Raw genomic sequence first — 21,169 nt, forward strand, 5'->3', positions numbered from 1 at the left:
GCCTAGATGATGCCGAAGAGCAGGCCGGCGGCCAGCACCACCAGCGACGTCAGCACGGCCCACTTCACGGTGAACCGGGTGTGGTCGCCGAACTCCACCTTGGCCATGCCCACCAGGACGTAGACGGCGGGGACCAGCGGGCTGGACATGTGCAGGGCCTGGCCCACCAGCGAGGCCCGGGCGATCTCCACCGGGGCGACGCCGTGGGCGGCGCCGGCCTCGGCGAGGATCGGCACGATGCCGAAGTAGAAGCCGTCGTTGGACATGAAGTACGTCAGCGGGATGCTGAGCACGCCGGTGACCAGGCCCATGTGCGGGCCGAGCGCGTCGGGGATGCCGGAGACCAGCCAGCGGGCCATGTGCTCGACCATGCCGGTGCCGGTGAGCACACCGGTGAAGACGGCGGCGGCGAAGACCATGCCGGAGACGTTGAGGACGTTCTCGGCGTGCGCCGCGACCCGGGCCTTCTGGTCCTTCATGTGCGGGAAGTTGACGGTCAGCGCGAGAGCCGCGCCCAGCAGGAAGAGGACCGGGATCGGCAGCGTCTGCAGGATCAGCAGGGTGAGCAGCGCGACGGTCAGCGCGGCGTTGAACCAGTAGAGCTTGGGGCGCAGGGTGGGCCGCTCCGGGTCCAGCCCCTGGAGGTCCAGGTCCCCGGCGTCGTCCTCGGAGCCGGTGCCGGCACCGCCGCCGGCCGCGGGCCGGGCGGCGGCCGGGGCGCCGCCCTTGGCGCCGGTGCCCGCCGCGACCAGGACCTGCTCGGCCTCCTTGTCCTCGGCGGTCTCCTCGGCCACCCGCACCTCGCCGAGGGTCAGCATGCCCAGCCGCTTCCGCTCGCGGCGGCCCAGGACGTACGCCAGGGCGAAGACCGCAACCAGTCCGACGGCGAGCGCGGGGATCATCGGGACGAAGATGTCGCCGGCGTCAAGCTTGAGCGCGGTGGCGGCGCGGGCGGTCGGGCCGCCCCAGGGGAGGGTGTTCATCACACCGTTGGCGGTGGCGGCGACGCCGGTCATCACCACCAGGCTCATCTTCAGCCGCTTGTACAGCGGGTAGAGCGCCGAGACGGTGATCATGAAGGTGGTGGAGCCGTCCCCGTCGAGGGAGACGATCGCGGCCAGCAGCGCCGTGCCGACCACCACGCGCACCGGGTCCGCCTTGCAGAACCTGAGGATGCCGCGGACCACCGGGTCGAAGAGCCCGACGTCGATCATCACCCCGAAGTAGATGATGGCGAACATCAGCATCGCGGCCGTGGGGGCCAGGTCACCGATGCCCTTCAGGACGTAGTCGCCCAGGTGCGCGCCCTGGCCGACCAGGACGCAGAAGAGCGCGGGGATCAGCACGAGCGCCGCCATCGGCGACATCTTCTTCATCATGATCAGCGCCAGGAAGGCGGCGATCATGACGAATCCGAGGATTGTCAGCATGGGAGGTACCTCACGTTCGCCCTTGAACATCACTGCGGGGGTGGCGGTCGGGGCGACGTTAGGGCCGGCGAAGTTTTGTTAACAAGGGCTTGACGCGCGAGCAATACGAGCAAAACCCCAGGTCAATGGGTTCTGTCCGGCGCCCCCTGCGCATCCAGGTGGTGGGCCAGGTACGCCCGCAGCAGCAGCTTGGTCTCGGTCACCAGGGCCGGGTCGCCGGCCGGGTCCGTACGGAAGGCGAGTTGCAGCAGCGCGTCGGCGGTCTCCACGCCGACCAGGAAGGCGGTGCGCAGTTGCTGGTCGGCGGGGTCCAGGCCGAGCCGGCCGGCGAAGAGGGCCAGCAGGCGGTCGGCGACCAGGTAGTTGGCCGGCCGGGAATCCCGTGGCGCCGGGACGGTGAACTCCACCAGGCCGAAGCCCGGCACCGTCCGCTTCATGGCGAGGTACTCGTCGACCACCACGTCCATCGCCCGCCGCCACTCCAGCGGCGCGTCGGCCGGGGCGGTCAGCCGGGCGGTGATGCGCTCGGCGTAGGCGTCGAGATTGCGTCGGGCGAGCGCCTCGGCCATGGCGCGCTTGTTGGGGAAGAAGCGGTAGACCGAGCCGATCGGGACACCCGCGCGGCCGGCCACCGCACGGGTGCTCAGGTCCTCGTACCCGGTCTCCTGGAGCTCCTCGGCACAGGCGTCGAGGATTCTGGCCAGGCGCTGGGCGCTGCGCCGCTGGACCGGGGCGTGGCGGAGCGGGAGGGCGGACGGGGCGGGGCGGGTCGGCTGTTGCACCCGTCCATCCTGCACGGCGAACCGGCCGGTGGCGCCCCGCGGGCCGGCGTCGGGATCCGGTCGGCACGGCCGGGAGTCTCCGTTGACGGCCCCGCCCGGCAATCCTAAGGTCTTGCATAGGATTCCTTGAGCGGCAGGAGCACGCGATGGCAGGCACGGGCAACGAGCAGGCGAGGAAGACCGCCGAGGCACTGGCGTACGCCACCGGCTTCGGCAATGAGCACAGCTCGGAGGCCGTCCCCGGAGCGCTGCCGGTGGGCCGCAACTCCCCCCAGCGGGCGCCGCTGGGCCTGTACGCGGAGCAGCTGAGCGGATCGGCGTTCACCGAGCCCCGTGACCACAACCACCGCAGCTGGCTCTACCGCATCCGCCCGTCGGCCGCCCACCCGCCGTTCGTCCGCGCCGAGCAGGGCGCGGTCCGCTCGGCGCCGTTCACCGACTGCGCCCCCGACCCCAACCGGCTGCGCTGGAACCCGCTGCCGGCCCCGACGGCGCCCACGGACTTCCTGGACGGCCTGTGGACGCTCGGCGGCAACGGCGACGCGACCCAGCGCACCGGCATGGCCGTCCACCTCTACCACGCCAACGCCTCCATGGAGCGGCGGGTGTTCGGCGATGCGGACGGCGAGCTGCTGATCGTGCCGGAGCAGGGCGCCCTGCTGCTGCGCACCGAACTCGGCCTGCTGCGCGTCGAACCGGGCGAGGTGGCGCTGATCCCGCGCGGGGTGCGCTTCCGGGTCGAGCTGTTGGACGCCGCGACCGACGGCGGGCCGGCCCCGACCGCCCGCGGCTATGTCTGCGAGAACTACGGCCGGCCCTTCCAACTGCCCGACCTCGGGCCGATCGGCGCCAACGGCCTGGCCAACGCCCGGGACTTCCGGGCGCCGGTGGCCGCCTACGAGGACGTCGAGGGACCCGTCGAGGTGATCAACAAGTTCTGCGGCAACCTCTGGACGGCCACCTACGACCACTCGCCGCTGGACGTCGTCGCCTGGCACGGCAACCACGTCCCCTACGTCTACGACCTGCGGCGGTTCAACGTCATCGGCTCGATCAGCTACGACCACCCCGACCCGTCGATCTTCACCGTGCTGACCTCGCCCTCCGACACCCCGGGCCTGGCGGGCGTGGACTTCGTGGTGTTCGCACCGCGCTGGCTGGTGGGCGAGGACACCTTCCGGCCGCCGTACTTCCACCGCAATGTGATGACCGAGTACATGGGCCTGATCGAGGGCGCCTACGACGCCAAGACGGCCGGGGAAGGGGGGTTCGTCCCCGGTGGCGGCTCGCTGCACAACATGATGTCCGCGCACGGACCCGACCGGGAGACCTTCGACCGGGCCAGCGCCGCCGAACTGGCCCCGCAGAAGATCGACGACGGGCTGGCCTTCATGTTCGAGACCCGCTGGCCGCTGACCCTGACCGAGCAGGCCCGGGACGCCGGACACCTCCAGCGCGGTTACGACGACGTATGGCAGGGTCTCCAGCGCCACTTCCGTCCGTGACACCGGGAACCCCCGTGACCACCTTCGCTCCCGACTCGCTCGACCTGAACCGCAAGCTGCCGCTGTGGTACCAGGTCTCGCAGTCGCTGCGCGCCTCCATACTGGGCCGCTCGCCCGACGCGCCGCTGCGGCTACCGACCGAGGACGCGCTCGCCGAGCACTACGGCGTCAGCGTGCTGACCATGCGCCAGGCCCTCAAGGAGCTGGAGTCCGAGGGCCTGATCAGCCGGCACCGACGGCGCGGCACCTTCATCGAACCCAGCGCCCGCCGCGGGGCACCCGTGCGGCTGCTGGGCTCGGTGGACGCCATCGTGGCCCAGCAGTCCGGGATGCGCACCGAGTTGCTAGAGCACGGACCGGCCGCGGTGCCCGCCGAACTGGCCGAGTACTTCCCGGACCTGGCCGAGGTGGCCGGCTACACCCGGCTGCGCAGCGACGAGGCGACCGCTGAGCCGACCAACCACGCGCGCAACTACGTCCACCCCGAGGTCGCGGCGCGGATCGACCCGGCGGACCTGCTGCGCTGGCCGATGACGAAGGTGCTGCGGGACGCGGTGGGCGTACGGATCAGCCGGATCACCGACACCGTCGAGGCGCGGCTGGCCGACCCGGACACCGCCCGGCTGCTCCAGGTCCCGCTGCTCAGCCCGATCCTGCACTACACGGGCGTCACCTACGACGAGGACGGCCGGGCGGTCGATGTCGCCCGGATCCACTACCGCGGCGACCGCTTCTCCTTCACGGTCACCCTGGACGCCCACTGACCCCGGCGCCGCCGGCCGCGCCTGCTCCTGCCCCCTTCCCTGGCTTCCCCGACTTCCCCGACTTACCTGGCTTCCCCGGCTCCGCCTGCTCCCCCGCCTCTCCCGCCACTCCCGCCTCTCCCTGCTCTCCCTGCTCTCCCTGCCATAGCTCCGCGCAGGTCGTGAGCAGCCGGGGCAGGGCCGGATGCGGGTGCTCGGCCCGCCAGACCGCGTCGATGTCCAGCACCCCGACCGCGCCCGGTGGTACGCGCCCCCGGCAGCGTCGCGCCCGGGCACCGCAGCGGGATCATCGGGGTCAGCCCCCACAGCGGGCGCACCGTACCGGCTCCGCCCCGTAAGGCGGACGGACCGGCGGACGGGGGGTACCGCCGCCGGGCCCGTGGATACCATGCCCGGGTCGAACCGAACGGTCCGGGAGGGGCTCCGCGTGACGGCGAAGCAGGACGCGCCACGGCTGTCCGATCTCATGCCCTGGTCGGTGGCGCCGCTGCGGCTCGGCCGGTCCTGGGTCCGGTCGCCGGACCCGGCCACCCTGCGCGCCCGGTGGCGGGCGCTGGTGGAGGCCGGGGACGCGGCGGACCGCGAGCGGCTGTTCGGGCCGTCCCGGGCCCGGACGCTGTACTCCGCGGTCGGCCAGCTGCCGGGCCAGGCCACCGCGACCACCCGGCTGTACCGGGCGAGCGGGCCGTGCCCCGAACCGGTGCGCATCCTGCACGGCGGCTTCGACCCGCAGTGGCTGCTGCCCGACCACCGGCTGATCGACCTGGCCCGGCCCGAGCTGTGGCGGGTGGCCGACGACCACCAGCGGTACGCGGTCGACTGGGGGCCGGCCCCGCCGGCACCGGGCCCGGTGGTGGGGTGCTCGGCACTGCTGCCCGACGGGCGCTCCCCGGCCGGCCGGCCCGGCCGGATCCATCCGCTCTACCGGCGACCCGGCGGCCGGGAGCCTAACCTCGCACCGGGCCTGCTCGCCGCGCTCGGCCGCCACCTGGGCCTCCCGGCCGGCCCGACGGACCTGCTGGCCTGGGCGGTTGCCGCCGCCCACCCCTCCCCCGACGGCGCGGTGGTGCCGCTCCCCGCCGACCCCGCGCTGTGGGGCCGCGGCGTGGCACTGGGCGAGCGGCTGCTGTGGCTGGGCACCCGGGGTGCGTACGTCCCCGGTGGGGGCGCCGGCTCCGGTGAGCGGCCCCGGATGCCGGGCGGGCGCCGGCCCTACGTGCGCACCGCGCTCCCCGTCAGCGGGCTGCCGCAGACCCTCGACTACGACCGGGCGGAGGAGGCGCTGCTGCTGGGCAGCGGCCGGATCGCGCCGGTGCCGGCCGGTGCATGGGACTACCAGGCGGGCGGGGTCCGCGTCCTGGCCGCGTGGTTCGCCGAGCGCGGCGGCGCCGTGGCGGACGGGGCGACGCCGCCCGAGCCCGGTTCACTGGCGGCGCTGCGCCCCGCCGACTGGCCCCAGCAGTGGACCTCAGAGCTGCTGGAGCTGATCACCGTACTGGCCCTGCTGGCCGAACTGGATCCACAGCGCGCGGAGTTGGCCGGACTCGCCATGGACGGGCCGCAGCTGACGGCAGACCTGCTGCGGGCGGACGGTGTCCTCCCGGTGCCGCCGTCAGCGCGCCGTCCGGCCTCCGTCCTCGACCACCAGGAGGAGGGCCCGGAGGGCCAGTGTGCGCTGCTGTGAGCCGGCCGCCCGCGGTGTCCGACCGGACCGCCCGACGGCGCGGGGCCCGGCCCCGTAGAGGAAAGAACCACCCGTCACCAGGTGACGGGTGGTCAGGCGGCGGGCCGGGCGGGGACGGGCCGGCCGCCCGAGGTGCCGCTTGGGAAGCAAGGGGGACGACTCAGCCGTGTCCCCCGAAGAGCGAGCGGCGCAGCCTGCGCAGCGGGGCGAACAGCGACACCCGGGCGCCGCGGCCGTTCCTCATCCGCACATGATCGCGCGCCGTGAGCTCCTGCATCAGCGATGCCGCGCCCTCCGTCTCCCGCTGCGGGATGGCAGGTCCACCCAACACCGCGAGATGGCGGTCGAGGCGCGCGCTGGTCGCACTGCTCCGGCAACTGATGGCAGGGACTCTCGCCCTGCTACGCACTGTTATCTGTTCCATGACTCTCCCCACCCTTACGAGGGCACCCGGCCCGGGCAGGGTAACCCTATCTCTCTCGGAGGACACGCGTGCCGACCGGTCAACGGATTCACCTGCCTCGCCTTGACGTTGACGCACACCATACGGAATGTCACCTACGAGGGGCGTAGCAGGGCGAGTTGAGCAACCGTCGGGCGGATGGACGGAGGGTGCCCCGGCGCCCGGAGGGGTGCGGGACGGCGCGGGGAGGGGTCCGGAATCTCCCGACCCCTCCCCGCCGGTGAGGGGAGCGTCACGCAGCGTCGGCGAACACCGGGAGGTAGCCGCCGGACTGACCCGAGCTGGTGGGGTGGTAGGACTCCTGGACGGGGAGCGTCACACTGTGCAACCAGGCGCTGCCGGAGCACAGCTCATGACCGGCGAAGGTGGTGTTGACATCGGCGAAGTCGAAGCCGTGGTCGGCGGCGCGCTTGGCGGTGACGCCGTTGATGGCGTCGGCCGCGGCGTTGATCGCGGACCGGGACTTCTCGGAGAGCCCGGCGATGCAGGTGCCGCGCAGCTTGTAGAAGCGGGGGTAGCCCAGCACCACCACACGGGCGTTCGGGGCCTTCTGGGCGATCGCGTCGTACACGGTGTCGAGCCGGCCGGGCAGCGTGGCGTCGATGTAGGTCCTAGCCTGGGCGACGCGGGCGAGGCAGGCGCTCTCACCCTGGAGCGCACAGGTCGTCATGGTGTCGGCGAATCCGGCGTCATTGCCGCCGATGGTGATGCTGACCAGACCGGTGGAGCTGTTGAGCGGGCCGAGCTGACTGCTCACCACATCACCCGTTCGGGCCCCGGAACAGGCGGTGAAGGCGAAGGACGAGGGGGCGTGTGCGGCCTTCCAGAGGACCGGGTAGGCGTTGCTGCTGCGCTTGCAGGAGCCGCTGGAGCTGTCGTAGCTGCCGGCGCCGACGCCCGAGGAGTACGAGTCGCCGAGTGCCACATAGCCGGTTGCGGAGGGGAGTTGGGCGGACGCGGCGGCGCTCGCGCCGGTGAGCGCGAGCGCCGAGGTGACGGAGAAGGCGGACATCAAGGCCGCGAATCGGGACAGTCTCATGGAACCTCCCTTAGCAGGATCTCTGCCACATCCCTCGTAGCAAGACTCGCCGGTAGCCGGAAGTGTCCATGCCAAAACTGGTGCAGAGTTCACGGCAAATCTGCCGGTTCGGGCGGATGCTCACCCTGGTCCCACCTCCGACCCACGGCATCATGACGCTGCCTCAGCTCCCCCGTGCCGTAGGTACGCCGGGCCCTCCGACTCGCTGACGCCGGCTCAGCTTCCAACTCCGTGCCGGCGCTGCGACAGGCCGGGCACCAGCAGCGCCACCGCCGCGATGAACACCGCCACCAGCAGGATCACCAGCGTGGGACGGGTGCCCAGGCCGATCAGCCCGGCACCCAGCAGGCCACCGGCGAACATCGCCCCGACCGAGGACAGCCGGCGGTTCTCGGCGTGCGTGCCGTACCCCAGCCGCTTGTCGCGCCCCAGCCGGGAGCCGCTGACCAGTGCCGTCATCGCGCGGGTCGCCACAGTGGTGGTGAGGTCCGGGGTCGCGACCCGCATGGCGGTGACGTTCCGCATACCCATCGCCAGCGCCATCAGCCCGACGACCACATAGCGCCGGCCCGGGGGCAGCCCCTTGGCCGGCCCCGACTCCCAGGCGGCCGCCGCCGAGGCGGCCAGCAGCGCCGCCTCCGCGGCGAGCGCGGCCGGGAACCACGGCTTGCGGTACCGGGCGAGCGTGGACTCCAGCCGGGCCCCCAGGGCCGCCCCGAGCACGAAGGCGCCGAGCGAGACGGCCGTGGCGACCACCGGCAGCCCGCCCTGACCGGCGATGCCGAAGCCGAGGAAGAGCAGATTGCCGGTCTGGGTGGCGGTGAACACCTGACCCAGCGTCAGAAAGCTGACGGCGTCCAGCACACCGGTGGCCACGGTGAGCCCCACCATGATCACCGTCAGCGGGATTCCGCCCGGCGGCTCCACCAACCCGGCTCCTTCCGCGGGGATGCCCTCACAGTGTCCGGGCGCACGACGGCCCCCGGGGGCATTGCGCCGTCTGTGGGCGCCCCCGCCCCGCCTCGGCGCGCCCCCGTCCGCCGCGCCGTACTGTCGGGACGGTGCCGGCGCGCCCCTCGCATCGCGGCCCGGCATCCGGCGCCTACGGGAGGCAGAAGTGCCCATGCACACCCCCAGCATTTCCCGGGACGGAGCGGCGGACGGCGGCCCGTACGCCGCCCGGCCGGCCGGCCGTACCGCCGTGGAACGGACGGCCTGACGTGGACATCACCGTGCACCACCCCCGAGATCTGAGCGCGGCCGACCGGGCCGCCTGGACCGCCCTGCAGTCCGAGGCCCCATCCGCGGGCGCGCCCCAACTGGCGAACCCCTTCCTCGCCCCCGAGTTCGCCCTGGCCGTCGGCCGGTGCCGGAGCGGGGTGCGGATCGCGGTGCTCCGGGAGGGCGGCCGGCCGGCGGCGTTCCTGCCCTTCCACCGTTCACCGCTCGGCGTGGGCCGGGCGATCGGTCTGGGCGTCTCGGACGCCCAGGGGCTGGTGCACCGGCCCGGGTTGCGCTGGGACGCCCGGGAGCTGCTGCGCGCCTGCGGACTGTCGGTGCTGGAGTTCGACCACCTCGTCGCGGACCAGCGCCCCTTCGACAACGGCTCCTGGCAGCCGCACGCCTCGCCCGTCATCGATGTGGACCAGGGCTACCAGGCGTATCTGGAGCGGCTCCGGGCGCAGTCGCCGAAGTTCCTGCGGACCACCCTCGCCAAGGAACGCAAGCTCGGCCGCAACGCCGGCCCGGTGCGCTACGTCCACGACGAGCGGGACCCGGAGGCGCTGCGCACCCTCGCCCGGTGGAAGTCCGCGCAGTACCGCAGGACGGGGCGCAGCGACCGCTTCGCCCAGGCCTGGATCGTGCGGCTGGTCCGGGAGCTCTTCCACACCCGCACCGACTCCTTCGCGGGCCTGCTGTCGGTGCTCTACGCCGGTGACCGGCCGATCGCGGCGCACTTCGGGCCGCGCACCCGGTCCGTGCTGTCCTGCTGGTTCCCGGCGTACGACCCGGCCTATGCGAAGTACTCGCCGGGCCTGGTGCTGCACCTGCGGATGGCCGAGGCCGCCGCCGCGGCGTCGATGGACTACCTCGACATGGGGCGCGGCGAGGCCGAGTACAAGGACTCGATGAAGACCCGGGAACTCCGCGTCGCCGAGGGGTGGGTGATGCGGCCGCACCCGGTCGCGCTGGGGCACTGGGCGCACCGGGCGTCGCGGCGGGCGCTGCGCTCCGCCGTACTGGCCCGCCCGGAGCTGCGCGACGCGGCCGACCGGCTGTTCCGGCAGGCGGGCCGGATCCGGGCGCGGGGCTGAGCCGTGGCCCCGGCGCGCGAGGCGGCCGGATCCCCGGGCGCCGCACCCCGTTCGGGGGCCGGCCCGGGAAAATCCGTGCACGCGGCGGGCCCGGTGGCAGATCATGGCGGCATGTGTGCCGACCAGGTCCCACCGTCCGCCACGGAAGAGTCTCTTCCGCTCCGTCTGACGATGGACGACAGCGATGCACCGGCCGATGTCATCGACGCGCTCTTCCTGGGCCGGTTCGCCAAGGGCGAGCAGCCCTGTTCCCGCAGCCGGTCGATGGACCGGGTGAAGTCCGGGCGGACGCTGCTGCCGCCGGGCGCCCGGATCCTGCGCTCGGCCAAGGACGACGACCGCAGCGCCACCCTCGCCGAGGGCGACGGCTACACGGTGCTGGTCTCCCGCTGGAACCGCGGCGCCGATGTGTCGGTCACCGCCGTCACCGACGAGCTGGCCGAGAAGGTGCTGGGGCAGGCCGTGGACGGGGCGCAGGACGAGCCGGACCCGCGGCCGGAGACCGTCCCGATGGGGTTCTGGTACTTCTCGCCGCGCCGCGGGCCGCACCGCACCTCCCGGCAGATCTCGGCCGGGACGTGGGAGGAGGTCCGGCCCAACTACACCGCGCCGGTCGCCGAGGCGCTGGACCGGCTGATGAAGGTGGCGCCCGAGGAGATCGCCGGCCGGCTGCTGTTGCTGCACGGCCCGCCCGGCACCGGCAAGACCTCCGCCCTGCGCACCCTCGCCCGCTCCTGGCGCGAGTGGTGCCAGGTGGACTGCGTGCTGGACCCGGAGCGGCTGTTCAACGACGTCGGCTACCTCATGGACATCGCCATCGGGGAGGACGACGCCACGGGCCGGGGCCGCTGGCGGCTGCTGCTCCTGGAGGACTGCGACGAGTTGATCCGCGGGGAGGCCAAGCACGCAGCGGGCCAGGCGCTGTCCCGGCTGCTGAACCTCACCGACGGGCTGCTCGGCCAGGGCCGCAACGTCCTGGTCGGGGTGACCACCAACGAAGACCTGGAGCGGATGCACCCGGCGGTGGTGCGCCCCGGCCGCTGTCTGGCCCGGATCGAGGTGGGCCCGCTGACCCGTGCCGAGGCGGTCGGCTGGCTGGGCACCGACCGCGGCATCGGCCGTGACGGTGCCTCGCTCGCCGAGCTGTACGCGCTCCGCCGCGGCACGGGCCCCGCATCGGTTCCGGCCCAGGACACCGGGGCCGACGCGGGGCTGTACCTGTGAGGTGCGGGAGTGCGGTGGGGGAGTGCGGTCCGGCCGGTGGTCCGGCGGCACCGGTCCGGTGAACGGTCCGGCGGGCGCGGTCGGCCGCCGCTCAGGCCCCGGGCCGCTGCACGGACTGACCGTGCCGGAAGACGTTCAGCGGGTCGTAGTGCTGCTTGATCCGCTGTAGCCGGGGATAGTTCTCCTTGTAGTAGAGGTCGTGCCAGGGCACCCCGGAGGTGTTGAAGCGGGGGTCGCTGAGGTCGATGTCCGGGTAGTTGACGTACGCGCCGTCGGTCACCTCGTTGGGCACCGGGACGCCGCCGGTGTCCGCGTACACCTCCGCGTAGCACTCCCGCGCCCAGTTCACACACGCCTCGTCGTCGGCGGCGTCGTTCCAGAAGATCTGCCACTGCATCTTGAAGGCCGCCGCGCGGTGCGGAATCGCGGTGGCGCCGGGGGCGACCGCGCCGATCCGGCCGCCGTAGGACGTCATCTGTACCGCGGCGCTGGGGTTGCCGAGGTCGTCGCGGGTGAGGTGCCGGTACAGCGCCGCCAGCTGACGGTCGGGGAAGTCGGCGCGCATGAAGGACGACTTGTACTCGGCGCGCAGCGTCGGGTCGTTGAGGGTGCCGTTGGTGGTGCCGATCATCCGGATCGCCTGGAGCCACGGCAACTTCCGGGGCGCGGCGAACTGCGGCATGGCGGGCAGGTCTCCCATGTGCCGGGTGAGCGGGCCGTGTTCGACCCCGATGCCGTCGTTGATCCGACGCAGGTAGTCGGTGAGCATCCGCTCGGCATGCGGGGCCGAGGCGTCCACCATCGCGAGCATGCCGATCTGGCCGGCGGAGCGGTGGGCCAGCACCATCTGGCTGATCAGGGCGCGGTGCGGGTCGTCGGGCGCGACGTGGTCCACGTGCCACTGCGCGTAGTTCCGCGCCAGCCGGACGAACTCCTCCTGGCTCAGCTCGCTCCACGGCCAGCTGACCGCACTGACCAGCAGCTCGCCCGGCGGCTTGGGCAGCAGCCCGCGCGGGTCGCGGCCCCGGGCTCCGGGTGAGCGGAACCAGTAGCGGGTGACGACCCCGAAGTTCCCGCCGCCGCCCCCGGTGTGCGCCCACCACAGGTCGTGGTGCGGATCGCGGACGTCCCGGGTGGCGACCACCGCACGGGCCCGCCCCGCGGCGTCGACCACCACCACCTCGACCGCGTGCAGGTGGTCGACGACCAGGCCGTGCTGCCGGCACAGCGGTCCCCAGGCGCCGCCGCTCACATGCCCGCCCATGGCGACCGAGTAGCAGAAGCCGGCCGGGACGGCCACGCCCCACTCCGGGTAGAGGGTCTGGTAGGTCTTGAGGATGGTCGCCCCCGCCCCGATGGCGAAGGCGTTGTGCTCGGGGTCGTAGCCGATCTCGTCCATCCCCGACATGTCCAGGACGACCTGTACGTCCGGGTGGAAGACGAAGTCCTCGTAACAGTGTCCGCTCGACCGGATGCTGAGTCGCTTGCCCTCGTCCACGGCCTCCTGGACGGCGTCGACCACCTGCCCTGTCGTGGTGACGATACGGACCGCTTCGGGCCGGCCGATGTAGCGCTGGTTGAGCCCGCTGGTGACGTCGGCGTACTGCTTGTCGGCCGCCGTCACCACCGTCGTCGCCGCGCGCCGGTACCGTCCGGTGCCGTCCGCCGCTGCCGCGGTCCCCCCGCCGGCTTCCCCCGTTGTTCCACCGCTCATGTGCTGGCTGTCCCTCCCGTGGGCACTGCTCCCCGGGACGGGGTCGTCCGGCAGGTGCCCTGGTGGCGTACGCGCGTCGGCGCACGGCACACCCGCGGCGGAGCCTCTCCCCCAGCCCCCGCGGCCTCCCCCATCTCCGGCGAGACGGCACTCTCCGCCGTGCCCGTCACCCTACGGACCGGCGGGAAGGTTCGGGGCATGCATAGCCGGGTCGGCGGCATCGATAGAGATATCGCTATCGAGCGGTACGGCGGGCCCGGACGGCCCGGCATCGCCCGGCATCGCCTGGCGGGCCGCCCCCGGACGGGCCGGCACTGCCCGGTGGGCCACGCCCGGACCTCCCGGCATCATCCGACGGGCCGCTCCCGGAAGGCTCCGCACCACCTGGCCGACCCCACCCGGACAGCCCGGCACCCCCATCGGGCCGCACCCGGACAGCCCGGCACCCCGGCTCCCCCATCGGACCTCACCCCGCAAGCACCGCGCCTACGGCCCCCCGGGAGTCCGTCGGATCTCGAAGCCCCACAGCCCCTCGGGCTCCCCCGGCTCCTCCTCGGTCACCGCCACCCCGTCCACGCGCGCCATCGGCGGCCCGGAGCGCGCCCACTCGACCAGCCTCCGCACCGCCTCCGGCTCCCCCTCGAACACCGCCTCCACCGTCCCGTCCGGCAGGTTCCGCACCCAGCCGGCGACCGCGTGCTCCTCGGCCGTGCGCCGGCAGGTGTCGCGGAAGAACACACCGTGCACGCGTCCGGAGACCACCACTCGCCTGCGGATCATCCGTGCCTCACCTCGTTCGCTCGCCCGGGCGGTACCCGCGCAGATATATCCCCGTGCCGCGGTCAGCGGGCGGCGCCACGCCCGGGCGGCGTCCGGCTGACGGAGCGGCCCGCGGCCGCGGCGGCGCGGGCGAAGGCGATGGCGTCGAGGACGGCCGCGCCGCCCTGGTCGTTGTTGAAGTAGGCGTGGACGTCGGCCCCGTCGGGCCAGGTGCGGGCGATCCGCCGCACCCACGCGGCGAGCGCCTGCCCGCCGTAGCGGGGCCAGGGCCGGGCGCGGCCCCCGTGGAGGCGCAGATACCCCCAGTCGGCGGTCCGCCACAGCGGCGTCACCGGCCGGGACCCCCGGTCCGCCCAGCACAGTGCGGCGCCGTGCCGCTCCAGGACCGCTCGGACCCCGGGGGTCCACCACGAGTCGTGGCGGGGCTCCACGGCCACCCGGCTCCCGGCCGGGAAGCAGCCGAGGCAGGCGTCCAGCAGCCCGGCGTCCGCCCGCAGGGTGGGCGGGAGTTGCAGCAGGACCGGTCCGAGTCGGGGACCGAGGGCGGCGGCGTGCGCCATCAGCCGCGCCACCGGCTCCGCCGGGTCGGCCAGCCGCTTGATGTGCGTGAGGTAGCGGCTGGCCTTGACCGCCATCACGAACCCGTCGGGGGTCCGGTCCCGCCAATCGGCGAAGGTCTTCTCCTCGGGCAGCCGGTAGAAGGCGGCGTTGCTCTCGACGGTGGCGAAGTGGCGTGCGTACTCCTCCAGCCACAGCCGCTGCGGGCGGCCCTGCGGGTAGAGGACGTCGCGCCAGTCCCGGTACTGCCAGCCGGAGGTTCCCACGAGGACGGTCATGCCCGCGATGCCTGCCCGCCCGGCGACGCGCGCTACCAGCCCGCCGGCGCGCCGTGGACGCCCTTGCGGGGCACGGACGTTACGGCCACTGTGGTCGTCAGGCGACCGCCGACGGCGGCCGGGGTCCCCCGGCGCGCCCGGTTCCCCGAGCCCCTTGGAGTGCGCGTGGCTTCCTTCGTCCTGCCTCACGTCCGGTACGGCACGGGACCGCACAAGGTCGTCGCCGTACACGGCTGGTTCGCCGACCGGTCCGCGTTCGACCCGGTGCTGCCCGACCTCGACCGGGACTCCTTCGAGTACGCGCTGGTCGACCTGCGCGGCTACGGCCAGGCGCAGGACGTCCCCGGCGCGTACACCACCGCCGAGGGCGCGGAGGACGTCCTGGCGCTGGCCGACCGGCTGGGCTGGGACCGCTTCTCGCTGGTCGGTCACTCGATGGGCGGCAGCGTCGCCCAGCGGGTGTTGGCCGCCGCGCCGCGCAGGGTGCGCCGGCTGGTCGGCATCTCGCCGGTGCCCGCCTCCGGGCTGCCGCTGCCGCCGCCGCAGTGGGAGCTGTTCGCCTCCGCGGCGCACGCCCCGGACAGCCGGCGGACCATCCTGGACGTCACCACCGGCGGGCGGCGGCCCGCGGCCTGGCTGGACCGGATGGTGCGTCGGTCCCTGGAGCGCAGCGAGCCCAAGGCGTTCCGGGCCTGGCTGGACTCCTGGGCCGGGGAGGGTTTCGCCGCCGAGGTCGAGGGCTCGGCGGTGCCGGCGCTGGCGGTGACCGGTGCGCTGGACCCCGCCTTGACCGCCGAACTGGCCCGGCAGACCTGGCTGCGCTGGTACACCCGCGGCACCCTGATCGAACTTCCATCGGCCGGGCACTACGCGATGGACGAGGCGCCGCTGGACCTGATCCGGGCGGTGGAGGACTTCCTGCGCGCCGACGGCGACGACGACGGCGGCAGGCACGGGGAAGACGACCGGGACAGCGAGGGGAACCGGGACAGCGAGGGGGACCGGGACGGGGACGGGGCGGACGAGGGCCGCGGAGTCGTGGCCCGATGAGCGGGCCCGCCCCCGAGAGCACGACCCCGAACGTCCCCGCCGTACCGGACGTCTTCGACCCCCGCGGCTATGCGGACGGGCTGCCGCACGACGCCTACCGGGTGCTGCGCGACCGGCACCCGGTGGCCTGGCAGGAGGAGCCCGAGGTGCTGGGCTGGCCCGCCGGCCCCGGCTTCTGGGCGGTGACCCGGCACCGCGACGTGGTACGGGTCCTGAGGGACGCCCGCACCTTCTCCTCCTCCCTGGGCGCCACCCAGATCCGCGATCCGGACCCCGCGGACCTACCGTTCCTGCGCAGCATGATGCTCAACCAGGACCCGCCGGACCACGGCCGGCTGCGACGGTTGGTCAGCCGCGCCTTCACCCGCCGCCGGGTGGACCGCTTCCAGGCCGCGATCCGGGCCCGTGCCCAGGGCCTCCTGGGCACGGCCGCCCGCACCGCCCGCGCCGGAACGGGCGTGTTCGACCTGGTCACCCACGTCACGGACGACTACGCCCTGCTCAACCTCGCCGACCTGCTGGGCGTACCGCCCGGTGAGCGGGGCCTGCTGCTGGACTGGACCCGCCGGGTCATCGGCTACCAGGACCCGGACGAGGCGGGCCCGCCGGCGGCCGGCCCGGACGGCCGCCCCGCCAACCCCCGCTCCCCCGCGATGCTCCAGGACATGTTCGCCTTCGCGAGGGAGCTGGCCGCCCACAAGCGCCGTCACCCCGCCGACGACGTGCTGACCGCCCTGGCCACCGACCCCGAACTCACCGCGCCCGAACGGGAGATGTTCTTCTTCCTGCTGACCATCGCGGGCAACGACACCGTCCGCAGCGCGGCCCCCGGCGGCCTGCTGGCCCTGGCCGGCCATCCGGACGCGTACCAGGGGCTGCGCACCGGAGGGACGGTGCCGACGCCCGCCGTGGAGGAACTGCTGCGCTGGCACCCCCCGGTCCTCAGCTTCCGCCGCACCGCGGCCCACGACACCGACCTCGCCGGCCGCCGCATCCGCGCCGGTGACAAGGTCGTGGTCTTCCACGGCTCGGCCAACTACGACGACCGGGTCTTCGCCACCCCGCACCGCCTCGACCTCACCCGCACCCCCAACCCGCACGTCTCCTTCGGCGACGGCCCGCACCTCTGCCTGGGCGCCCACCTCGCCCGCCTCCAGCTGCGCACCCTCTACGAGGAGACCTGCCGGCTGCTGCCCGCCCTCACCCTGGCCGCCCCGCCCCGACGGCTGGTGTCCAACTTCATCCACGGGCTGAAGTCCCTGCCACTGCGGGTGACGGAGGACGCCGACGGGTAGCCGCCACGGGCGGAGCGGGCCCGGTGGCTCCCCGGCGGGTGGCGCCCGGTGACCTATCGTCAGTTCCGTGGCCGCCCCCCGCCGACCGATCGCGCCCGCCCCGGGACACCGGGCAACGCTCGTCGAGCTGCTCTTCGACCTGGTCTTCGTCTTCGCGCTCATCCAGATGACGGTGTTCCTCCACCGGGGCCACGCCTGGCGGGGGCTGGCCGAGGGCCTGATCCTGCTGACACTGCTGTGGTGGGTGTGGTCGGCGTACGCCTGGCTGGGCAATCAGGCCCACGCCGACACCCTGCCCATGCGGATCGGCTTCGCGCTGGCCATGGCCGCGCTGTTCGTCACCGCCCTGGCCATCCAGGAGTCCTGGCACGACGCACCCGGCGGGCTGTACACCCCGGCGGTCTTCGTGTGCGGGTTCCTGGCGGTGCGCGCCTGCTACTTCGGGCTCGCGTTCTACGTCGCCGCCGGCGACCCGGCGATGCACCACCACCTGCGCCGGGCCCTCGCCCGGGCCTCCGCCACCGGGCTCGCCCTGGTCGTGGGGGCGCTGTTCGGCGGGGTCGTCCAACTGGTGCTGTGGGGGCTGGCGGCCGCCGCCGACTGGGTGGTCCCGCGGGTGACCCCGCCCACGGGCGGCTGGCGCCTGCACAGCCCCTCGCACTTCGCCGAGCGGCACGGCCTGATCGTCATCATCGCCCTCGGCGAGCTGCTGATCTCCTTCGGCGACGGGGTCAGCGCGAACCAGTCGGGCGCGCACATCGCACTCAATCTGCCCATCCTGCTGTCCGCACTGACCTGCATCGCCCTCACGGTCGGCCTGTGGTGGCTCTACTTCTCCTTCGTGAGCCCGCCGCTGGAGCACCGGCTCGGGCTGCTGCACGGCACCGACCGCGTCCCTCTGGCCCGGCACGCCTACGACCTGCTGCACTTCCCCCTGGTCGCCGGGGTGGTCTATGTGGCGTTTGGACTGGAGCAGCTGGTCGGCGTGCTGCAAGGTGGCCAGAGCGGCATCCGCGACCTGAGTTCCCCGCTTCCCTGGCCCGCGCTCGTCGCGCTCTACGGCGGAGTCGCCGCCTACCTCGCCGCCGGCCCCGCCATCCAACACATCAGCGCCGCCCGCCCCTCGGTCCCGCAACTGACCGCAGCGGTCGCGTCCCTGGCCGCCGTCCCCCTGGCCCACGCCCTGCCGGCCCTGCTCGCCGTGGCGTCCCTCGCCGCCCTGCTGCTGGCAGTGGTGGCCGTGGAGTCGGCACGCGCTCCGGCCCACCGTCCGGCACCGGCGTGACCGGCCGGACGCCGGTGCCGCGGTGCCGCGTACGGTGAGGGCGGACGGCCTTCCCCAACACCGGGCCTTCCCACCACCGGCCTCCCTCCCGCCGCTCCTGCCGGAAGCCTTCCGGTATCCCGGAACTCACCTCCGCACGCGAGGCGTTCGGCCGGCCCTGAGGACCGTAGTGATGACCGTAGCGATGACAGAGGTGACGCCCGGAATGCACCACACGACGGCCTGGGAGGACCCGGCCACACGTCAGGCCTGGCGCCGCACTGTGCTGTTCCGATGCGCTGCGGTGCTGGGCTGGCTCCTGGGCTTTCCGGCATGGCTGTTCAGCGTCGTCATGACGCCGCGTTGGCTACTGGTGCTGTGGCTGCCGCTGCTGTGCGTCGGCATCTGGTACGCCCTGATCTCGATGGTCGCCGCCACCTCGCTGCCGGGCATCCGCCGGGTGCTGCGCGTCTACCCGTGGCAGGCGGACATCGTCGACGTCCGGTCGAAGAAGAACGGCGGCACGCAGTTCGTCCTGCCGGACCCCGAACGCCCGGAGAAGTCCGTGCGCCTCGGGTACGGCGCCCTGATCGGGACCGGCCGGCACTTCTGGGTGCGCGCGGTGAGGTCCGGACAGGTCACGACGGCGTGGTTCGCCGGCGACCCCCGGTACGTGGGCGTGGTGGCGGCTCCCGGCCTGCGGAACCTGCTGTGGGTCGCCCAGCCGGAGGCAGCCGACGCTCGGATGTCCCCCCGCAGACGAGGCGTCAGCCCCGAGGCGCGGGCACGGGCGCGCAGCGCCGGGGCCCGCGTCGGGTAGGGCCGTTCCGCGCACGGCGCCTCGCGTGGTTCCGCCCCTCTACGAGTGACCTCCCGCCTGGTGGGCGCCGCGCGGCCGAAGAGTCGGCGGGAAGGAAGTCCGCAGACAACGCTCCTACCTGTCCGCAGGCGCCGTCAGTGGTCGTGCTGTCTCAATTTGGTCGAAGGTTTATCCCAACTCGCCCGGCATGTCTGGACTCGTTCCCGCCCGCCCCACAAAGTGTTTGTCGGAAGCCGGGCGGCGCGACGAAAGGGGTCGCCCACTCAACAGCCAAGGAAGATTCGATCATGAACACACACAAGCGCCTGGCCGCGTTAGCGGCAAGCACCGCACTGATCGGCGGCCTTGCCGTGGCCGCCCCCGCACACGCCGATTCGCGCGGTATGCCGCACACAGCCGCCGGGACTGCGGCGCTGATGCCGGCGTCCAACACCTCAGCGGCCAGCATCAAGAAGATCTACGTCAAGGGCACGCAGGTGGCCCTGCGGGAGTGCCCTCGGACGAATTGCGTTGTCCTCAAAAGGGTGTCCAACACGAACCTCCGGGCGTTTTGCCAGACCAACCGGCACACCAGCAAGATCTCGGGAAACGTATGGTGGACGAAGGTCACCCTGCTGACCGGTAGCGACCCGGCCTGGGTGAGCAACCACTACGTGCGCGGAGCGGCGCCCAAGGTGCCCCACATGCCGAACTGCTGACAGTCGGCCGCCAACGCCTACAGCGTTGCCTCCAGGGGATTCGTTGGCCTTCACTCCCCATAACCAGGCGAGGAAGGCCAACGTCCGGCACAGGGCCCGGCCGTCATGGCACCCCAGCCCGGGTGTCCCGTCTCACCGCCGGCTTCAATCCGGTCGAGGAGCTTCTCGAACCCCTGCTACGGCGTGGAGAGTTCGGGCACCAGCAGGCTCGCTGCCACGCGGGTCAGCGCATCGGCTTCCTCGATGTCGCGCTCGTAGAAATGGAGGAGGTCGACGTGGTGGTGGTATGCGCCCAAGTCGGCTGACCCGATGTGGCTACAGGCGACTGAACCCGCAGCCCTCGGCGCACCCCAGGAGCGGCCGCATTGACGCGCGGCCAGTCCTCCAGATCGGCACCCGCCGGGTGAACGTGGCCGCGCTCGGCAGTGCCTCACTCATGGCGCATAGCACCAGGTCAGCGCACCCGCCCCCGTGCCTTCAGGGCGCCCGGCGGCAGCTCCGGGGCGGGCAGCCGGTCGCCCTCGTAGCCGTGGACGTCGCCGAAGCGGGTGCCCGCCATCCAAGAGGCGCGGGCCTCGGCGATGTCGTCGTGGGAGCGGCCGATGAAGTTCCACCACATGACGATCTTCTCCTCGAAGGGTTCGCCACCGAGGAGCATCAGGCTGCTGTCGGAGTGGGCGCGCAGCGGGAGTTCGGTGCGGCCGCAGCCGAGGTAGAGGAGGGAGCCCGGGGTCAGCCGGACGCCGTCGACCTCGGTCTCCCCGGAGATGGTCAGGGCCGCGTACTCGAAGTCGGGGTCGAGGGGGAGGCGGGTGTCGGTGCCGGAGCGGAGGGTGAGGTCGGCGCCGACCAACGGGGAGTAGACGGTGCCGGGTGAGGCGGCGCCGTCGAGTTCGCCGAGGACGACGGTGGCGGAGAGCCCGCCGCCCCCGGTGATCCGCGGCAGCTCGGCGTGGTGCTCGAAGTGCGGGGCGGTGGCGCGGTGTTCCCCGGGGAGGGCGACCCAGAGCTGGGCGCCGTGCAACAGCGGCCCGTGCCCGTGCGGGGACTCCTCGGAGTGGGCGATGGCCCGGCCCGAGGTCATCAGGCCCAGCTCCCCCGGCCGTACGGTCTGCAGGCTGCCCAGGCTGTCGCGGTGCAGCACCTCGCCCGCGTGCAGCCAGCTGACGGTCTGCAGTCCCATGTGCGGGTGCGGCGGCACCTGCATGCCGGGCCGGTCGACGATGTCGTCGGGACCGTAGTGGTCGACGAAGCACCAGGCGCCGACCATGCGGCGGCCGAGGTTGGGTAGCAGCCTGCGCACGACGGTGCTCTCGCCGAGCGGCACCTGCTTGCCGGGCTGGAGGTCGCGGACCGGGCCGGTGCGCCCGCTGCCGCCGCACAGGCTGGGCGTGGGTCTTAGATCGAGGTTGCTCATGGCGTCACGATAGGCCCGGGCGGGTGCACCGGCGGGACGACGGGCAGGTGGGGTGACTGCTCAGCAGGAGAGTGGGGCGCGGACGGCGG

The 21,169-nt window shown here is 73.3% G+C and carries 19 protein-coding genes; 10 read left to right on the forward strand and 9 right to left on the reverse strand.

The window, feature by feature from the left end; all coding sequences use genetic code 11:
- Positions 1–2: 2 nt before the first annotated feature.
- Together AB0G84_RS19790 and AB0G84_RS19795 are read right to left on the reverse strand one after the other, a co-directional pair.
- Positions 3–1,430: a citrate:proton symporter gene (locus AB0G84_RS19790; RefSeq protein WP_361321932.1), complete on the reverse strand. Its 1,428-nt coding sequence runs from the start codon at positions 1,428–1,430 to the stop codon at positions 3–5.
- A gap of 122 nt (positions 1,431–1,552) precedes the next feature.
- Positions 1,553–2,212 (reverse strand): TetR/AcrR family transcriptional regulator, encoded by a 660-nt coding sequence (locus AB0G84_RS19795; protein ID WP_361321934.1) that lies wholly within the window; start codon positions 2,210–2,212, stop codon positions 1,553–1,555.
- A 146-nt stretch (positions 2,213–2,358) separates the two neighbouring features.
- On the opposite strand from AB0G84_RS19795, the gene hmgA reads away from it, so the two are divergent.
- The 3 genes from hmgA (at position 2,359) to AB0G84_RS19810 (ending at position 6,165) form a co-directional block, all read left to right on the forward strand.
- A complete protein-coding gene (hmgA, locus tag AB0G84_RS19800; RefSeq protein WP_361321937.1) occupies positions 2,359–3,717 on the forward strand; it encodes a homogentisate 1,2-dioxygenase in 1,359 nt (452 codons plus the stop codon).
- A gap of 14 nt (positions 3,718–3,731) precedes the next feature.
- Complete coding sequence (locus AB0G84_RS19805; protein WP_361321940.1) at positions 3,732–4,481, forward strand: GntR family transcriptional regulator; 750 nt, start codon at positions 3,732–3,734, stop codon at positions 4,479–4,481.
- A 427-nt stretch (positions 4,482–4,908) separates the two neighbouring features.
- Entirely contained in the window at positions 4,909–6,165 is a 1,257-nt protein-coding gene (locus tag AB0G84_RS19810; RefSeq protein WP_361321943.1) for a type ISP restriction/modification enzyme, read from the forward strand.
- 160 nt (positions 6,166–6,325) lie between these two features.
- On the opposite strand, the gene AB0G84_RS19815 is transcribed toward AB0G84_RS19810, so the two are convergent.
- The 3 genes from AB0G84_RS19815 to AB0G84_RS19825 all read right to left on the reverse strand — a co-directional run bounded on the left by AB0G84_RS19815 (position 6,326) and on the right by AB0G84_RS19825 (position 8,594).
- A complete protein-coding gene (locus AB0G84_RS19815; RefSeq protein ID WP_361321946.1) occupies positions 6,326–6,589 on the reverse strand; it encodes a hypothetical protein in 264 nt (87 codons plus the stop codon).
- Positions 6,590–6,860: 271 nt separating this feature from the next.
- Positions 6,861–7,667: an SGNH/GDSL hydrolase family protein gene (locus tag AB0G84_RS19820; protein ID WP_361321949.1), complete on the reverse strand. Its 807-nt coding sequence runs from the start codon at positions 7,665–7,667 to the stop codon at positions 6,861–6,863.
- 216 nt (positions 7,668–7,883) lie between these two features.
- Complete coding sequence (locus tag AB0G84_RS19825; RefSeq protein ID WP_361322061.1) at positions 7,884–8,594, reverse strand: YoaK family protein; 711 nt, start codon at positions 8,592–8,594, stop codon at positions 7,884–7,886.
- A gap of 293 nt (positions 8,595–8,887) precedes the next feature.
- Between AB0G84_RS19825 and AB0G84_RS19830 the strand changes: the two genes are divergently transcribed.
- Entirely contained in the window at positions 8,888–9,982 is a 1,095-nt protein-coding gene (locus tag AB0G84_RS19830) for a GNAT family N-acetyltransferase (RefSeq protein ID WP_361321952.1), read from the forward strand.
- Between the two features lie 111 nt (positions 9,983–10,093).
- Positions 10,094–11,206 (forward strand): DUF5925 domain-containing protein, encoded by a 1,113-nt coding sequence (locus tag AB0G84_RS19835; protein ID WP_361321955.1) that lies wholly within the window; start codon positions 10,094–10,096, stop codon positions 11,204–11,206.
- A 91-nt stretch (positions 11,207–11,297) separates the two neighbouring features.
- Here the strand turns inward: AB0G84_RS19835 and AB0G84_RS19840 are convergent, their stop codons facing one another.
- The 3 genes from AB0G84_RS19840 to AB0G84_RS19850 form a co-directional block, all read right to left on the reverse strand.
- Positions 11,298–12,920 carry an FAD-binding oxidoreductase gene (locus AB0G84_RS19840; protein ID WP_361321958.1) on the reverse strand — a complete coding sequence of 541 codons (1,623 nt, stop codon included), beginning with the start codon at positions 12,918–12,920 and terminating at the stop codon, positions 11,298–11,300.
- A gap of 486 nt (positions 12,921–13,406) precedes the next feature.
- Positions 13,407–13,700, reverse strand: a complete 294-nt coding sequence (locus AB0G84_RS19845; protein ID WP_361321961.1) for an acylphosphatase — start codon at positions 13,698–13,700, stop codon at positions 13,407–13,409.
- Positions 13,701–13,762: 62 nt separating this feature from the next.
- Positions 13,763–14,536 carry a DUF72 domain-containing protein gene (locus AB0G84_RS19850; protein ID WP_361321964.1) on the reverse strand — a complete coding sequence of 258 codons (774 nt, stop codon included), beginning with the start codon at positions 14,534–14,536 and terminating at the stop codon, positions 13,763–13,765.
- Between the two features lie 165 nt (positions 14,537–14,701).
- Here AB0G84_RS19850 and AB0G84_RS19855 point away from each other — a divergent pair, with 165 nt between their 5' ends.
- The 5 genes from AB0G84_RS19855 to AB0G84_RS19875 all read left to right on the forward strand — a co-directional run bounded on the left by AB0G84_RS19855 (position 14,702) and on the right by AB0G84_RS19875 (position 19,663).
- A complete protein-coding gene (locus AB0G84_RS19855; protein WP_361321967.1) occupies positions 14,702–15,586 on the forward strand; it encodes an alpha/beta hydrolase in 885 nt (294 codons plus the stop codon).
- Complete coding sequence (locus AB0G84_RS19860) at positions 15,583–16,881, forward strand: cytochrome P450 (RefSeq protein WP_361321969.1); 1,299 nt, start codon at positions 15,583–15,585, stop codon at positions 16,879–16,881. The genes AB0G84_RS19855 and AB0G84_RS19860 overlap by 4 nt, the downstream gene beginning before the upstream one ends.
- Before the next feature lie 67 nt (positions 16,882–16,948).
- Entirely contained in the window at positions 16,949–18,166 is a 1,218-nt protein-coding gene (locus AB0G84_RS19865; RefSeq protein ID WP_361321972.1) for a low temperature requirement protein A, read from the forward strand.
- Positions 18,167–18,371: 205 nt separating this feature from the next.
- Positions 18,372–18,965 carry a hypothetical protein gene (locus AB0G84_RS19870; protein WP_361321975.1) on the forward strand — a complete coding sequence of 198 codons (594 nt, stop codon included), beginning with the start codon at positions 18,372–18,374 and terminating at the stop codon, positions 18,963–18,965.
- 287 nt (positions 18,966–19,252) lie between these two features.
- Positions 19,253–19,663: a hypothetical protein gene (locus AB0G84_RS19875; RefSeq protein ID WP_361321978.1), complete on the forward strand. Its 411-nt coding sequence runs from the start codon at positions 19,253–19,255 to the stop codon at positions 19,661–19,663.
- A 454-nt stretch (positions 19,664–20,117) separates the two neighbouring features.
- On the opposite strand, the gene AB0G84_RS19880 is transcribed toward AB0G84_RS19875, so the two are convergent.
- Positions 20,118–21,080: a pirin family protein gene (locus tag AB0G84_RS19880; protein WP_361321981.1), complete on the reverse strand. Its 963-nt coding sequence runs from the start codon at positions 21,078–21,080 to the stop codon at positions 20,118–20,120.
- Positions 21,081–21,169: the final 89 nt, after the last annotated feature.

This window comes from Streptomyces sp. NPDC020742, from assembly GCF_040641675.1.
Lineage (GTDB): Bacteria > Actinomycetota > Actinomycetes > Streptomycetales > Streptomycetaceae > Streptomyces.

Excerpts from the sequence above, each read along its gene's own strand:
- AB0G84_RS19790 (WP_361321932.1), bottom strand. The coding sequence starts at position 1,430 with ATGCTGACAATCCTCGGATTCGTCATGATCGCCGCCTTCCTGGCGCTG.
- hmgA (WP_361321937.1), top strand. The coding sequence starts at position 2,359 with ATGGCAGGCACGGGCAACGAGCAGGCGAGGAAGACCGCCGAGGCACTG.
- AB0G84_RS19815 (WP_361321946.1), bottom strand. The coding sequence starts at position 6,589 with ATGGAACAGATAACAGTGCGTAGCAGGGCGAGAGTCCCTGCCATCAGT.
- AB0G84_RS19820 (WP_361321949.1), bottom strand. The coding sequence starts at position 7,667 with ATGAGACTGTCCCGATTCGCGGCCTTGATGTCCGCCTTCTCCGTCACC.
- AB0G84_RS19835 (WP_361321955.1), top strand. The coding sequence starts at position 10,094 with ATGTGTGCCGACCAGGTCCCACCGTCCGCCACGGAAGAGTCTCTTCCG.
- AB0G84_RS19840 (WP_361321958.1), bottom strand. The coding sequence starts at position 12,920 with ATGAGCGGTGGAACAACGGGGGAAGCCGGCGGGGGGACCGCGGCAGCG.
- AB0G84_RS19845 (WP_361321961.1), bottom strand. The coding sequence starts at position 13,700 with ATGATCCGCAGGCGAGTGGTGGTCTCCGGACGCGTGCACGGTGTGTTC.
- AB0G84_RS19850 (WP_361321964.1), bottom strand. The coding sequence starts at position 14,536 with ATGACCGTCCTCGTGGGAACCTCCGGCTGGCAGTACCGGGACTGGCGC.
- AB0G84_RS19860 (WP_361321969.1), top strand. The coding sequence starts at position 15,583 with ATGAGCGGGCCCGCCCCCGAGAGCACGACCCCGAACGTCCCCGCCGTA.
- AB0G84_RS19870 (WP_361321975.1), top strand. The coding sequence starts at position 18,372 with ATGCACCACACGACGGCCTGGGAGGACCCGGCCACACGTCAGGCCTGG.
- AB0G84_RS19875 (WP_361321978.1), top strand. The coding sequence starts at position 19,253 with ATGAACACACACAAGCGCCTGGCCGCGTTAGCGGCAAGCACCGCACTG.
- AB0G84_RS19880 (WP_361321981.1), bottom strand. The coding sequence starts at position 21,080 with ATGAGCAACCTCGATCTAAGACCCACGCCCAGCCTGTGCGGCGGCAGC.